The organism is Kutzneria sp. 744, assembly GCF_000568255.1.
Taxonomy (GTDB): Bacteria; Actinomycetota; Actinomycetes; order Mycobacteriales; family Pseudonocardiaceae; genus Kutzneria.
Genome location: NZ_KK037166.1, coordinates 8,638,235 through 8,651,758, shown reverse-complemented (window position 1 = coordinate 8,651,758; position 13,524 = coordinate 8,638,235). Strand labels below are relative to the sequence as shown.

13 protein-coding genes are annotated in these 13,524 nt (G+C 69.5%); 6 read left to right on the top strand and 7 right to left on the bottom strand.

Annotated elements, in window-relative coordinates; translation table 11 throughout:
- From KUTG_RS39925 to KUTG_RS39915, 3 genes are all read right to left on the bottom strand, one after another.
- Nucleotides 1-538, bottom strand: a 538-nt coding sequence (locus tag KUTG_RS39925; RefSeq protein WP_043724412.1) for an ABC transporter ATP-binding protein, incomplete at its 3' end; no start/stop codon positions are given.
- Between the two features lie 459 nt (nt 539-997).
- Nucleotides 998-1,612 (bottom strand): TetR/AcrR family transcriptional regulator, encoded by a 615-nt coding sequence (locus KUTG_RS39920; RefSeq protein ID WP_052395948.1) that lies wholly within the window; start codon nt 1,610-1,612, stop codon nt 998-1,000.
- A 58-nt stretch (nt 1,613-1,670) separates the two neighbouring features.
- Complete coding sequence (locus KUTG_RS39915; RefSeq protein WP_052395947.1) at nt 1,671-4,406, bottom strand: helix-turn-helix transcriptional regulator; 2,736 nt, start codon at nt 4,404-4,406, stop codon at nt 1,671-1,673.
- Between the two features lie 342 nt (nt 4,407-4,748).
- Here KUTG_RS39915 and KUTG_RS39910 point away from each other — a divergent pair, with 342 nt between their 5' ends.
- The 3 genes from KUTG_RS39910 (at nt 4,749) to KUTG_RS39895 (ending at nt 6,505) form a co-directional block, all read left to right on the top strand.
- Nucleotides 4,749-5,438, top strand: a complete 690-nt coding sequence (locus KUTG_RS39910) for a LuxR C-terminal-related transcriptional regulator (protein WP_084581519.1) — start codon at nt 4,749-4,751, stop codon at nt 5,436-5,438.
- On the top strand, nt 5,435-6,031 hold the full coding sequence (locus tag KUTG_RS39905) for a GNAT family N-acetyltransferase (protein WP_198047468.1): 597 nt from the start codon (nt 5,435-5,437) through the stop codon (nt 6,029-6,031). The genes KUTG_RS39910 and KUTG_RS39905 overlap by 4 nt, the downstream gene beginning before the upstream one ends.
- Nucleotides 6,032-6,304: 273 nt before the next feature.
- Nucleotides 6,305-6,505: a hypothetical protein gene (locus KUTG_RS39895; RefSeq protein WP_043724404.1), complete on the top strand. Its 201-nt coding sequence runs from the start codon at nt 6,305-6,307 to the stop codon at nt 6,503-6,505.
- Here the strand turns inward: KUTG_RS39895 and KUTG_RS39890 are convergent.
- Nucleotides 6,502-7,707 carry a DUF6986 family protein gene (locus KUTG_RS39890; protein WP_043724402.1) on the bottom strand — a complete coding sequence of 402 codons (1,206 nt, stop codon included), beginning with the start codon at nt 7,705-7,707 and terminating at the stop codon, nt 6,502-6,504. The genes KUTG_RS39895 and KUTG_RS39890 overlap by 4 nt on opposite strands.
- A complete protein-coding gene (aceB, locus tag KUTG_RS39885; protein ID WP_232241210.1) occupies nt 7,707-9,221 on the bottom strand; it encodes a malate synthase A in 1,515 nt (504 codons plus the stop codon). The genes KUTG_RS39890 and aceB overlap by 1 nt, the downstream gene beginning before the upstream one ends.
- Before the next feature lie 90 nt (nt 9,222-9,311).
- Here aceB and KUTG_RS39880 point away from each other — a divergent pair, with 90 nt between their 5' ends.
- Both KUTG_RS39880 and KUTG_RS39875 read left to right on the top strand, forming a co-directional pair.
- The gene (locus tag KUTG_RS39880) at nt 9,312-10,067 is read left to right on the top strand and encodes an IclR family transcriptional regulator (protein ID WP_043724397.1); all 756 of its coding nucleotides are present in this window, start codon (nt 9,312-9,314) and stop codon (nt 10,065-10,067) included.
- 28 nt (nt 10,068-10,095) lie between these two features.
- Nucleotides 10,096-10,578 carry a 2'-5' RNA ligase family protein gene (locus KUTG_RS39875; RefSeq protein ID WP_052395946.1) on the top strand — a complete coding sequence of 161 codons (483 nt, stop codon included), beginning with the start codon at nt 10,096-10,098 and terminating at the stop codon, nt 10,576-10,578.
- Between the two features lie 212 nt (nt 10,579-10,790).
- On the opposite strand, the gene KUTG_RS39870 is transcribed toward KUTG_RS39875, so the two are convergent.
- A complete protein-coding gene (locus KUTG_RS39870; protein WP_043724393.1) occupies nt 10,791-11,147 on the bottom strand; it encodes a YybH family protein in 357 nt (118 codons plus the stop codon).
- A 70-nt stretch (nt 11,148-11,217) separates the two neighbouring features.
- On the opposite strand from KUTG_RS39870, the gene KUTG_RS39865 reads away from it, so the two are divergent.
- Nucleotides 11,218-12,099: a LysR family transcriptional regulator gene (locus KUTG_RS39865; protein ID WP_043724391.1), complete on the top strand. Its 882-nt coding sequence runs from the start codon at nt 11,218-11,220 to the stop codon at nt 12,097-12,099.
- Here KUTG_RS39865 and KUTG_RS39860 read toward each other — a convergent pair.
- On the bottom strand, nt 12,096-13,415 hold the full coding sequence (locus KUTG_RS39860) for a YVTN family beta-propeller repeat protein (RefSeq protein WP_043724390.1): 1,320 nt from the start codon (nt 13,413-13,415) through the stop codon (nt 12,096-12,098). The genes KUTG_RS39865 and KUTG_RS39860 overlap by 4 nt on opposite strands.
- Nucleotides 13,416-13,524: the final 109 nt, after the last annotated feature.

The window sequence follows — 13,524 nt, the reverse complement described above, 5'->3', positions numbered from 1 at the left end:
GGGCGCCGGTCGGCTCGTCGGCGAAGATCACCGCGGGGCCGGTGACCAGGGCACGGGCGATGGCGACGCGCTGCTGCTGGCCGCCGGAGAGCTGAGCCGGGCGGTGGTGGCGGCGCTCGGCCAGGCCGACCTGCTCGATGATCCGGTTGACCTCGGCCTTGATCGGCTTGCGGCCGGCCAGCTGGAGCGGCAGCGTGACGTTCTGGTAGACGGTCAGCGCCGGCAGCAGGTTGAAGGACTGGAAGATGAAGCCGATGCGGTCGCGGCGCAGCATCGTCAGCTTCGCCTCGGACAGGCCGTCGATCTTCTGGCCGGCCAGCGTGACCGAGCCGGAGGTCGGGGTGTCCAGGCCGGCCGCGCAGTGCAGCAGCGTGGACTTGCCGGAGCCCGAGGGCCCCATCACGGCGGTGAACGTGCCCTGGCGGAAGCCGATGGTGACGCCGCCGAGCGCGACGACCTCGTTGTCCCCCTTGCCATAGACCTTGCGGACCTGGTCGAGCTGGACCGTGGTTCCCGTGTTGAGCTGCGTGGTTGTCACTTCAGACTCCTGATGTGGGATCGGCACTTCGGATCTGCGTTGGACTGAACTATACATACGTTTGATTCATACGTCTAGGACGTACGTTTAAATGTACTTCTACCTGCTGTTTTGTCCCCGATGGCACCGCATCGAGGGCCCCTAGGTGATCGTCACAGCACCGTGAGTGACCCACCCGGGGCACAAGTCGAGGGCCCTCCCCCGAGGGAGGACGAGAGTGAAAAAGGCAAGGATCCAGCGCTCCGCCGCGCGTGGCAGCTACGCGGCGGACCATGGGCGTGCGACGTCAACGCCTTGCGGCGTCGGGAAAGAAGCTGAGGATTCTCAGATCGAGGGCCGGCGGATCATCACGCGGCGGCGGCTCGAGAACGTGCATGCCCTGCTCGACTCCGCGGACGAACAGGGCCAGTCCGGACGCGACCCCGCTGACGGGGTCGCGGCGCCCGGGTCAACCGAACATCAGTTGCTGGCACTGCCGACCGTGACGGTCTCGTCCTTCGCCGTGAAGCTGCGCGCGATGATGCCCAGCGCCTCGGTGATGTCGTCACCGTTCAACGCGGTGGTGGGATCGATCAGCCACTGGGCCATGATCCCGGTCAGCAGCGCCTGGTTGAACGCGCCGACCAGCGACGCCTGCCGCCCGTCCACCTCGGGGTCGATGTTGTTGAAGAGCATGCCCAGTCCCGGCCAACCCTCGGCGTTGCCGGCGGTCAGCACCTGGCGAACGTCCTCGGCGTGCTCGATCTGCGCCAGCACCTCGAACTGCGCGGTCCACAACTGCTTGTTGGCACCGAACATCTCGACGATGCGTCCCCAGATCGCCTCGTATCGTTCGCGCGGGCCCAGGTGGGCCACCTCGGCCTCGATCAGAGTCTTCGCAAGCTGTTCACCCCACTCCCGAACCGACTGGATGAGTGCCTGGTTCAGCAGGGCCTCTTTGGACCCGTAGTGGTAGCCGATCGACGCCAGATTGGCGCCGGAGGCGGCCACGATGTCACGCGCAGTCGTTCTGGCGTAACCCTTCTCGACGAGGCAGCGCTTGGCGCCGGCCAGCAGGTCTTCTCGATGTCCCATGCACTCATTCTACCACCTGTCCTATACAAATGTCCTAGACAGAAGTCGAGTAGTTGCGTCATCCGGTCGTCGCCGTCGACGCCACGTGCAGGGACAGGCCCGCCGGGAGGTCCTTGCGGCCACCCACGTTGAGCTTCCGGTACACCTTGGTCAGGTGCTGTTCGACGGTGCTGGGCGTGATGTAGAGGCGGCGACCGATCTCGCGGTTGGTGTGCCCCAGGGTCGCCAGGGCGGCGACCCTCAGCTCGGCCGCGCTCAGCACCGAGCCGACGGCGTCGTCGCCCTCGTCCGGCGCCGCACTCGGTGTCTCCGCGACGTCGACGCTCCACCGGGACAACCGGTCCAGCAGTGGTGCGGCGTGACACGACCTCGCCTCCTGACTCGCCCGCAGCGCGGCGGACCGCGCCAGTTCCAGTTCGCCCAGCTCGTGGTGCGCCTGGGCCAGGTCGACCAGGCAGCGGGCCAGCTCCAGCCGGTCCCCGCTGACCTGAAGGTGGTCCAGCGCGGCATACAGCAGCCGCGGCCGTTCCGCCGGATCGCTGGTGGCCGCCAACACCCGCAGCGACACACCCCGGACCCGACCGGTCACGCCACCGGCCCACTCCAGCTGGGCGGTGACCAGTTCCTTGGCCGTCCACGGCCGGCCCAGCAGCACCTGCACCTCGGCCAGATCGCCGCGCCACATGGAGATCACCGGCATGTCCAGTCCGAGGCCGGCCACCAGCTCCCCGCACTCCTCGAAGTCGCTGAACGCGGCCAGCAGCCGGCCGGTGGCCAGGTAGTGGTGGCCACGGGCGTTCAGGTAGCGCGGGCCGAAGATCGTCTTGAACATGGCCTCCGGCACGATCAGCTGGGCCAGCGCCGCCGCCTGCTCGTGCCGGCCCATCGCGGTGTTGGCCAACATCAAGGTGGACAACGGATATCCGATGAGCACGCCCCAGTTCTGCGGGCTCATCAGCTCAAGCGCGGAGGCCGCCAGCTCGTCGGCCCGGATCGGATCCCCTTGGCGCAGCGCGATGTGCGCCCGCATGCTGGCCAGAACCGCTTGCCACATCGGGGCATTGCGCCGCTCCGCGTCGGCGAGCAGGCGGTCGTTGGCCGCCGCCGCCTCGTCCACCCGGTCCGCGCCCATCAGCACCGACAGCGCCGTCGCCAGCATCTCCAGCGTGGAGTCGCCGAGCGCGCAGCTGGCCAGCACGTGCAGCGCGTTGTTGACCAGTTCCTCGCCGCCGCCGTGCTGCATCATCGACGTCAACGTGACCCGGGCCCGTGTCCACGGGTTGTTGGTGGCCTCCTGCGGCAGCGCCACCGGAGCCGTGCCGTAGACGAACTGGTAGGCCAGGCCGAGTTCCGCCGCGATCTGGGCGTCGGCCTCCGTCAGCGACTCCAGCACGGGGCCCAGCTGCGCGGTCGCGTCGTCCAGCTTTCCCTGCCACAGCAGGTATCTGATGAACGTGACGAGATCGCGGCCGGTCAGCGTGCCGTCCACCAGCGAGTCGTGGAGGGGCGCGAGCCGGCGCGAGGCGGCCAGCGGGTTGACCCTCCACTCCGCCCTCGCCAGCGCCGCGGTGATGAGGATGCGCTCCTTGGCGTCGGTGCTGGCCCGCAAAGCCAGGCTCAGGCAACGGATCGCCGTGTCCACGTCGTCATCGACCAGCGACTGGTCCGCCGCGTCGCGCAGGATCCGGATCGCCCACTGGGCGCTCGCGTCGTCCGCGCCGAGCACGTGTCGGGCGACCGTGATCGGCGAAGCCCCGTTCCAGTAAAGGAGTTCCGCCGCGTCCCGATGCATCGTCACGCGTTCGGCCGGGCTCAGGCTGTCCAACAGCGCCGCGTGCACGGCCGGCCGCTTGAGCTCCGCCGGGCTGAACTGACCTGAGCGGGCCATGCCGTCCAGGTGCTGCTCGACCAAGCCGCCGTCCATGCCGATCAGCGGGCCCACCATCGCCGGCGTGGCCTGGTCGCCCAGGATCGCCATGCCACGGGCCACTTCCAGGAAACTCGGCTCGCAGCGGTGCAGGCAGGCCAGGATCGCCCGGCCGAACGCGGCGCCGACGTACGGCTGGCCGACGCCGTGCGGCTGGTCCTCGATCAACGCCTTCACCAGCAGCGGCACGCCGCCGCTGACCGCGTGGATGCCATCGGCCAGCTCAAGCGCGCCGGGGCCGAGCCGCAGCTGCACCAGCTCGGCCACGCCGTGGGCCGACAACGGCTGAAGCGTTAGTTCGCGGTGCGGGCAGCCGGCCAGCTCGCCGTGAAACCAGGGCCGCGGCGTCCAGGGCTGCGCGCATTCGCTCAGCACCATCAGCACCGGGATCGTCCGCATCCGGCGGATCAGGTAGAGCAGGGCCTGCAGCGAGGCGTCGTCGGCGTACTGCACGTCGTCGACGAGCATCACCACCGGGCGGTCCTTGGCCAGCGTGGACACGATGGTGCACAGCTCCTGCGCCACGCGGGCGTCCGACGGGCGCATCGACGGGCCGCCGAACTGGCCCGGGTCGGCCGCCGGCAGGATCAGGCTGGCGGCGCGCGCGATCACCGACGGCGGCAGGGTGTCGCTGTGGAAAAGCTGGCCCAGCACGCCTCGTTGGAGCGCGCCCTCCGAGCGGGCCCCGGTGGCGCTGAGCAGCAGGGCGCGGGAGTCGACCACGTGGTCGCCGAAGGCGTGCAGCAGTTCGGTCTTGCCGCTGGCGAAGCGGCCGCCGACCAGGACCAGCTGGCCCCGGCCTTCGCCGCAGGCGGCGAAGGCGTCCTTGAGAAGTTCCCATTCGCCAGACCGATCGACAAGCTCCATAGTGCACTCACCCCACGTTCGCACTGCTCGCAAAGAAAACCCTCATCGAACGCGTCAAGCCCGACCGTAGAATGGCGATGGACCGACGTCAACTAGGGAAAACCGGGGTTAATCGCACCGCCTGCCCGTCCTCGCCGCGACAGCCTGCTCAACAACGTCAGCACGCCTGACGACCGTGTCAACTTAACAGCAGACCCCCTAGGAAAAGGCCAGTCTTGACCCCATTCCGGAATTGCCGCCACGGCGTCACGGAATGGTCACGAACCGGGATTTGAACGGGATATGAACGCCCTGCCCTAGCGTCGACGTCGGCTGAGGACCTTGGGGGTCAGGACTATGGCGATGAGCAACGTGGCGGCCGCGGGGGCCGTCCTCACGCTGCCGGCTCGGCGGACCGTCACCGACGGGGTGACGATCGTCGTGGCCAGCGGCGAACCGGTGGTGAGACTGGGCCTACGGGTGCTGTGCGGCGACTTCGACGTCGTCGGCGAGGCGTCGTGCGCGCGCGACGCCGTGCGGGAGGTGCTGTTGCACCGCCCCGACGTGCTGGTGCTCGATCTGGCCGACAGCGACACCGTGCTGACCGAGCTGAGGCGGTCCGCACGAGACGTCGCCGTGCTGGCGCTGACGTCGTCCGACGATGACGACTCGCTGCGGGCCGCCCTGCGCAGCGGCGTGCGCGGCTACCTGCACAAAGAGGCCGGCCGCGAGGAGATCGTGCGGGCCATCGCGGGCGTCGCCGCCGGCGAGATGATCTTCGGCCGGCTGGCCGCCGACCGGCTGCTGGGCCTGGTCGGCCGGCCCCTGAGCGTGGCCACGATGCCCTTCCCGGGGCTGACCGGCCGGGAGCGCGAGGTGCTCGACCTCGTCGCCGCCGGGCTGTCCAACCAGTTGATCGCCCGGCAGCTGAGGCTGTCGCCGAAGACCGTCAGCAACCACCTGTCGGCCATCTTCACCAAGCTGCAGACCGCGTCCCGGGCCGAGGCGATCGTGCTGGCCCGGGAGGCCGGATTGGGCACAATGCAGCGGTGATCCGCGCAGCCGAACCCGCTGACCTGCCCGCGCTGTACGACGTCTGCGTCCGCACCGCCGACGCGGGCGGCGACGCCCGGCATCTGTATCCCGACCAGGACCTGATGCCGACGATCTTCCTGGCGCCGTACGTGGCGCTGGACCCGTCGCTGGCGTTTGTCGTCGACGACGGGTCCCGCGCCGTGGGATACGTGGTCGGGACCGCCTCCACGGAGGAGTTGGTGCGGCGGTGGCGCTCCGAATGGCTGCCGGCGGTGATCGATCGGTACCCGGCGCCGACGTCATCGGAGACGCCCACGGATCAGATGCTGGGGCTGCTTCACCAGCCCGAACGCATGATCGTTCCCGAGCTGGCCGAGTACCCGGCGCATCTGCACATCGACCTGCTGCCGGAGTACCAGGGCAAGGGCCTCGGGCGGCAGTTGATATCCCGTTTCCTGGGGGCGTTGGCCGCGCGGGACGTGCCGGCGGTGCACCTGGGGATGGTGACTGCGAACGTCGGGGCACGGAAGTTCTACGACCGGCTCGGGTTCCACGTCATCGACGTGCCCGACGCCGGGGTGCTGACCTATCTGGGGCGGGCCACTTCCTGAGCATCCCGGTATTCGGCCCGGCCACTTCTCCCGGTCCATTCAGGACGGTTACCGGCCGCCAGATCGGATTGGTCGACACGATGTATTTCGACAGCGTGTTCATCCAGCCATTCCTCGAAAACGGGGATCGCCGGTTCCCCACGATGATCTGTGACCCCTGCCGGATCATCCAGGACGCCTGCGATCCGTCACCGTTCTACGAGCCGAACGTCATCCCGGTGCCCGAGCTGACTCGGGAGCGTCGACCCGTCCGAGTCGACCTGGTCGCTTGATGTGCCGGAGTCCGTCGACCGGGCCGGGATCGACACACTGGACGCCTCATCGGCCTATGGCGAACTGCGCTTCCCCGTGACCTTCTACGACCATAACCTCGTCGTGCTTCCGGAGGTGACTGAGGAGGCCGCCGCACAGATGGTCGACGACCTCGCTCGCCGCGGCGAGTTCGACTGGCTGCTCAAAGACGCGTCGACCTAACCGACCCTTCGCCGGGCGAAGCCGTCCAGCACAGACCGAGGAGCACCCACGGCCGCCTCGACCTCGGCGGGATCCAAAGCGCCGCAGTCGATGCCCCGCACCAGCGCGGCGCTCATGGCCTGCGCGGTGGCGGGCTCGTCAAGGAAGGTGCCGGCGGTCTTGGCCAGGTAGGCGTTGAGCCGAGTGGCGGCCTGCGGAAAAGCATTGCGGTAGAAGGAGAAGGTCGCCAGGTAGCGGGTGGGGAGCTGGTGGGGGTGCAGGTCCCAGCCCTGGTAGAAGGCGTGCTCCAGGGAGCGGGTGACCAGGCGGGTGTGCAGGCGCCAACCGGCGTGTACGGCGTCGGAGTCGCCGACCGGCAGGATGTTGGTGGAGCCGTCGGAGACGGTGACGCCGGTGCCGGCGGCGGCCAGCAGCATGATGTTCTTGGCATGGTCGGCCACGGGGTGAGCCATGGACTGATGGGCAGCGGTGACGCCGCAAGCGGCGCTGTAGTCGTAAGTGCCGTAATGCAAAGCGGTGCAACGGCCGTCGGAGGCGTGGATCATCCGGGCGACGGTGGCGGCGCCGTCCGGGCCGAGCACGGCCTGGGTGGTCTCGATCTGGAGCTCGAAACGGAGCTCGCCGGGAAGGCGCTCCAACTGCGCGCAGAGCCAGACCATGGACTCGACCTGCTCGACGGACGTCACCTTGGGCAGGGTGATGACGAAGTTGGGCGGCAACGGGTTCAGGTGGTCGAGCAGCAGGGACAGCGTGCGGACGCCACGGCGGCGGACGGCGGGCTCGAAGCCCTTGATGCGGACGCCGGAGAACGGGGTGGCGGCGGCCGCCAGGACTGCGGCCACCTCAACGACATGACGGTCCTCGGTGGCATCGTCCGGGGCGCCGTAGCCGTCCTCGAAATCGATGCGCAGATCCTCGATGGGCTCGGTCGACAGCTTGGCCCGGACGCGGTCGTAGAGACCGACGGCGTCCACGCCGGTGGCACCGGTGAATGCCCCCGCGTCGGAGGCGAACGCGTCCAGGCTGGCCAGGGCGCGCTCACCCCACGACCGGGCCAGGTCGGGCACGACCTGGTCCGCCGGCACGTACACGGTGTGCACGGGCTGGCGGACGCCGGTCGAGCCCGGGAACAGCCTGTCCCGCAAGGCATCCACGTCGGACAGTTGGCTGTCCAGTTCGGACACCAGCTTGTCGAGGTCCATCAGTCGATCTTGGCGTAGGCCGGCAGTGTCAGGAAGTCCACGAAGTCGTCGTCCAGGGCGACCTGCTCGAACAGCTCGGCCGCCTCGTCGAGGTGGTCGCCGGACAGCTCGGCCTTGACCTCGGACAGGACCTGGCGGACGAGGTCGGCGGTGACGACCTGGCCGTCGGACAGCACGGTGCCGTTGTGAACCCACTGCCACAGCTGGGATCGGGAGATCTCGGCGGTGGCGGCGTCCTCCATCAGGTTGTGGATGGCCGCCGCGCCGTTGCCGGAAAGCCAGGACTGGATGTACCGCACGCCGACGTCCACAGCGGACCGAACGCCGGCGAAGGTGGCCTCGCCGGGGGTGGACTTGACGTCCAACAGCTGGTCGGCCGTGACTCGAACCTCGGGCCGCAGCTTGTTCAACTGGTTGGGGCGCTTGCCCAGCACCTCGTCGAAAACCTCCTGGCACACGGAAACCAGGCCGGGGTGCGCCACCCAGGAGCCGTCGAAGCCGTCGTTGGCCTCGCGGGTCTTGTCGGCGCGAACCTTCTCCAACGCGGCCGCGGTGACGTCGGGATCGCGCCGGTTGGGGATGAACGCGGCCATGCCGCCCATGGCGAAAGCGCCGCGCTTGTGGCACGTGCGCACGAGAAGCTCGGTGTAGGCCCGCATGAACGGCGCGGTCATGGTGACGGTGTTGCGGTCCGGCAGCACGAACTCCTCGCCGGCGTCGCGGAAGGTCTTGATCAGGCTGAACAGGTAGTCCCAGCGGCCGGCGTTGAGGCCCGAGGCGTGGTCGCGCAGCTCGTAGAGGATCTCCTCCATCTCGAACGCGGCCGGCACGGTCTCGATCAGCACGGTGGCCCGGATGGTGCCGTGCGGAACGTCCAAAGCGGACTGTGCGTGGGTGAAGACGTCGTTCCACAGCCGCGCTTCGAGGTGGCTTTCCATCTTCGGCAGATAGAAGTACGGCCCGCTGCCCCGGGCCAGCAGCTCGCGGACGTTGTGGAAGAAGTACAGGCCGAAGTCGACCAGGGCGCCGACCGCGGGACGGCCGTCGACGTCGATGTGACGCTCGTCGAGGTGCCAGCCCCTGGGGCGCATGACGATGGTCGCGGGCCGGACGTCCGAACGCAGCGCGTAGTGCTTGCCCTCGGGCGAGGTGTGCACGATGGTGCCGCGCACGGCGTCGTACAGGTTCTCCTGACCGGAGACCACGTTGTGCCAGTGCGGCGTGTTGGCGTCCTCCAGGTCCGCCAGCCACACCTTGGCCCCGGAGTTCAGCGCGTTGATCGCCATCTTGCGCTCGGTCGGCCCGGTGATCTCCACCCGCCGGTCCCGCAGCGCGGGCGGAGCCTCGGCCACCTGCCACTGCGCGTCACGGATGTGCGCGGTCTCGGGCAGGAAGTCCAGCTTCCGGCCACGCCTGGCGGCACGCGCGGCGATGAGCTCGTCGCGACGCGGGGCGAACGTCCGGTTGAGGTCGGTGATGAAATCCACCGCCTCCGGGGTCAGGATCTCAGGCACTGTTTTCCTCATCGTGGAGTTTTTCTTCCAGAACCGTCGGCAGCCACGCTACCCTTGGGGTCCAGCCAAGTACAGGGAGACCCTGATCGCATGACGAACAACGGTGGGGTGCAGTCGGTCGAACGCACCTTCGAGCTGCTGGAGCTGATGGCCGAGGCCGGCGGCGAGGTCGCGCTCAGCCAGCTCGCGGCCAGCTCGGGGCTGCCGCTGCCGACGATCCACCGGATCATGCGCACCCTGGTCGGCGGCGGTTACGTGCGGCAGCAGCCGTCCCGCCGGTATGCCCTGGGCCCGCGGCTCATCCGGCTCGGCGAGACCGCCAGCCGCACCCTCGGCGCGTGGGCGCGGCCCTACCTGGCCGAGCTCACCGAGGTCACGGGCGAGACGTCGAACATGGCCGTGCTCGACGGCGACCAGGTCGTGTACGTGGCGCAGGCCCCGTCCCGGCACTCCATGCGCATGTTCACCGAGGTCGGGCGGCGGGTCGACGTGCACTGCACGGCCGTGGGCAAGGCCATCCTGGCCCAGCTGCCGGAGGACGCCGTGGACCAGGTGCTCGCCCGCGCCAAGATGAACCCGCAGACCGAGCGGTCGATCACCACCGTGGACGCGATGCGCACCGAGCTGTCGGTCATCCGCGACCAGGGCTACGCCGTGGACGACGGTGAGCAGGAGATCGGCGTGCGGTGCCTGGCCGTGGCCGTGCCGGGCTCGCCGTCCAACGCGGCGATCTCGATCAGCGGGCCCGAGACCCGGATGGGCATGATCGCCGTGGACGAGGTCGTGCCGCTGCTGACCAAGGCGGCCAAGGTGCTGGCGCGGGAGATGGACGCCACCAGGGGATAGTTCGCTCCGTGCGGCGGATACTGGGCCGGTGCCCCAGCCCGGTCAGTCCGCCCTGATCATCCCCGTGCCCACCGCAGCTCCCCTGCTGGCCCACGTCGCCGCCCGGTTCCCGGACGTGGTCCGGCCGGGCGACACCGGCCACGTGACCATGCTCTACCCCTTCACCTCGGCCACCCTGGAGAAGCTGGCCGAGGTCGCGGGCGAGCTGGCGCCGATGGACGTGGTGCTGGACCGGGTGGTACGAGAACCGGGTTTCGTGGCGCTGACCTCTTCCGCGCTGGCGCCGCTCACCGCCCAGGTGCGCCGCCACTGGCCGGCGGTCGTGCCGTACGGCGGCCGCTTCGGCCCGTCGCCGGAGGCTCATCTGACGCTGGCAATGGGCGTATCCGATGCGGATGCCGCCACCATCGCCGCCTTGGCCGCGCCCGTGCCGGCGAGGCTCGATCAGCTCTGGGTCCTGCGGTACGAGGACACCTGGCAGGTCACGGGCCGCTTCCCGTTCGGCGCCTGACCCCTTTCCGCCACATGCGCTTCCCACTTGCGCCCTGGCGCCACAGAGGAAGCGCATGTGACGCCCGGCCGCTGCGCTCCCACCTCCACTTTTCTGCCACATGTGGCGCACATTCGACTCTCGGTGCGGAATGCGGTCCACATGTGGCGGAAAAGAGGGGGGTGAAGCGGGGGGCGGAGCGGGGCGTGAAGCGCAGGTGAGTGGGGCGGGGGTCAGGAGGGGCGGGTTTCGGGGCGGTCGATGACGCGCAGCCAGGAGCCGTCGGGCTGGCGGCGGACGAGCTGGACGCGGCCGCCGGTGTTGTCGGAGGGCACGGTGGAGGTGAGGGCCAGGTCGTCGCCCTGGTAGATGGTGGGCAGGGCCTCCTCGACGGTGAAGGTGCCGCCGCGGGCGACGAGCTGGACCATGAGCTCACGGATGCCGGCGCGGCCGACGGTCTGGGAGCCGGGTGGGAAGGCGAGCACGGCGTCCTCCTCGTACAGGTTGGCCATGCCGTCTACGTCGCCGGCGTTGGCCAGCTCGACGAACAGGCGGGAGATGTCCTCGGGGGTCCTGGCAGTGGTTGTCATGGCTCAAGCCTGCGCGGCCCCGAGCGAGAAGTCCAAGAACTAGTTGAGCTGGCTACTAGAATCCATGGTTATGGAACTTCGCCAGCTGGAGTACTTCGTCGCGGTGGCCGAGGACAGCAACTTCACCCGGGCGGCGGAGCGTCTGCACGTGGCGCAGCCGGGCGTGAGCGCGCAGATCAAGCAGCTGGAACGGGAGCTGGGCCTGCCGCTGCTGGACCGCACGGGCCGCACGGTGACGCTGACCGAGGCGGGCGCGGCGGTGCTGCCTTTCGCCCGGGCGGCCCTGGGCGCCGTCGCCGGGTCGAAGCAGGTGGTCGATGAACTGAACGGACTGGTACGCGGCCGAGTCGCCATCGGCACGATCACGTCCTGCCCGGCGGTGGCCATCGCCGACATGATCGACGGATTCCACCGGGCGCACCCGGCCATCGAGATCACCCTGTCCCAGGACAACTCCGACCGGCTGGTGGACGCGGTCCGCGCGGGCGCGCTCGACCTCGCGGTGATCGCGCTGAGCTCGTCGACGTCCTATCCGGGCGTGGCGCTGAAGATCTTCGTGGACGAGCGGATGGTGGCGGTCGTCGGCGACGGGGATCCCTTTGAAGGCAAGGAATCACTGCCCATCAAGGCGTTCCGCGACCGTGAGCTGATCAGCATGCCGACCGGGACGGGCATTCGGTCCTGTGTGGACGAAGCGTGTGCGCTGGCCGGCTTCACGCCGCGAATCTCCTTCGAGGCCAACGATCCGACCATGGTCATACAGCTGGCTCGGCGCGGCCTCGGCGTCGCCTTCCTGCCGACGTCGATGGCCGCCGGGCCCGGACTCCACCCGATCGCCGTGGCCAGCCCGGCCCTGCGGGGCCAGTTGGCGTTGGCGTGGCGGGAGGACGGTCCGATCAGCCCGGCGGCCACCGCGTTGATCGATCACGGCATCGCCGCGCTCGTTTCCTAGCAGCTGACGAGGATCGAGGTCAGCGCCGAGCACGTGACGGTCGAGCTGTCGTTGGCGGCGTTGCCGTCGGTGGGCGTGCTCGCGGTCCGCGTGGCGGTCACCGGCATCGAGCCGGAGATCGTCAGCAGGCCGACGGTCAGCCGAAGCGACTTGCTGGCCGACGCGCCGTTGGCGAGGGCGCCGAACTGGCACGTCGCGGTGCGGGCGCCGGCGTTCACGGTGCAACCGGGGGCCGACGGCGAGACAAAACCGTTGGCGTAGCTAAACTTCACTGTCGCACCGCTGGCCGAACCCGGGCCCTTGTTGGTCACGGTCGCGGTGAACGTCACCTCGTGCACGAGCAGGCCGGCCGGGTTGGCCGTCAGCTTGACGGCGAGGTCGGCGCTGCGATTGCCGATGGCGACCATGTACGGCTGGCTGCTGTCCGGCGTCGGGATCACCGTGCTGACGGAGTTGGTGGCGGTGTTCAGCACGCTGACGCCGTTGCCGAAGAAGTTGCCCGCGTACAGGGAAGCGCCGTCTGGCGTCGCCGCGATGCCGCCGAGAACCCTGGTGGACACCGGGATCGTGTGCGTGACGGCGCCGTGGTCGAGCACCGCCACCGTGCCGTCCGCGCCGGTCACATACAGCAGGCCCTGGGCGTACACCAGCTGCTGCGGGCTGCCGGGAATCGCTGTGACCCCGGACTGCGCGCCGGTCGCGGTGGCGAACCGGGTCAGCGTGTTGTCGGTCTCGTCGACCACGGCCAGCTCACTGCCGTCCGGGGAGACGGCGAGCGCGCTCGGGTGCGGCGTGGCGATCGTCGAGGACTGCGTGTTGGTTGCGGTGTCGATCTTGTAAACGGTGCCGGCGTTGGTGCTGGCCACGTAGACCGCCCTGCCGTCCGGCGTGATCACCGCGACGCCGGAGGCGACCGAGCCGACCTGGACCGTCGCGGACACCGTGTTGGTGGCCGTGTCGATCACGTCGAGCTGGTTGGTGCCGTCGTTGCTGACGTACACGTGCCTGCCGTCCGGCGCGCTCGTGACGAAGTTCGGGGCGCCCGCGACCGGGATGGTCGCGGTGACGGCGTTGGTGGCGGAGTCGATCACCGAGACCGCTTCGCTGCCGTGGTCGGCGACGTAGACGCGGCTGCCGTCGGGCAGCACCGCCAGGCCGTGCGGGGTCGTGCCGACGGGCACGGTCGCCGTGATGGCGTTGGTGGCCGTGTCGATCACGTACACCTGGTTCTGACGGCTGTCAGTGACATAGGCGTTGTAGCCGCCCGCGCCGGCGGCCGCGGCCGGTGCGGCCAGGCCCAGGCCCGCGAGAACCACCGCGGTTCCCCCCGCGACGAGTCTTCGGATCCCCTTGCCCGCACCACTCATCTGTTCGCTCCCGTCGACGTCGACGGCCGGCGGCCCTCCGCCAGCACATCGGGATTAG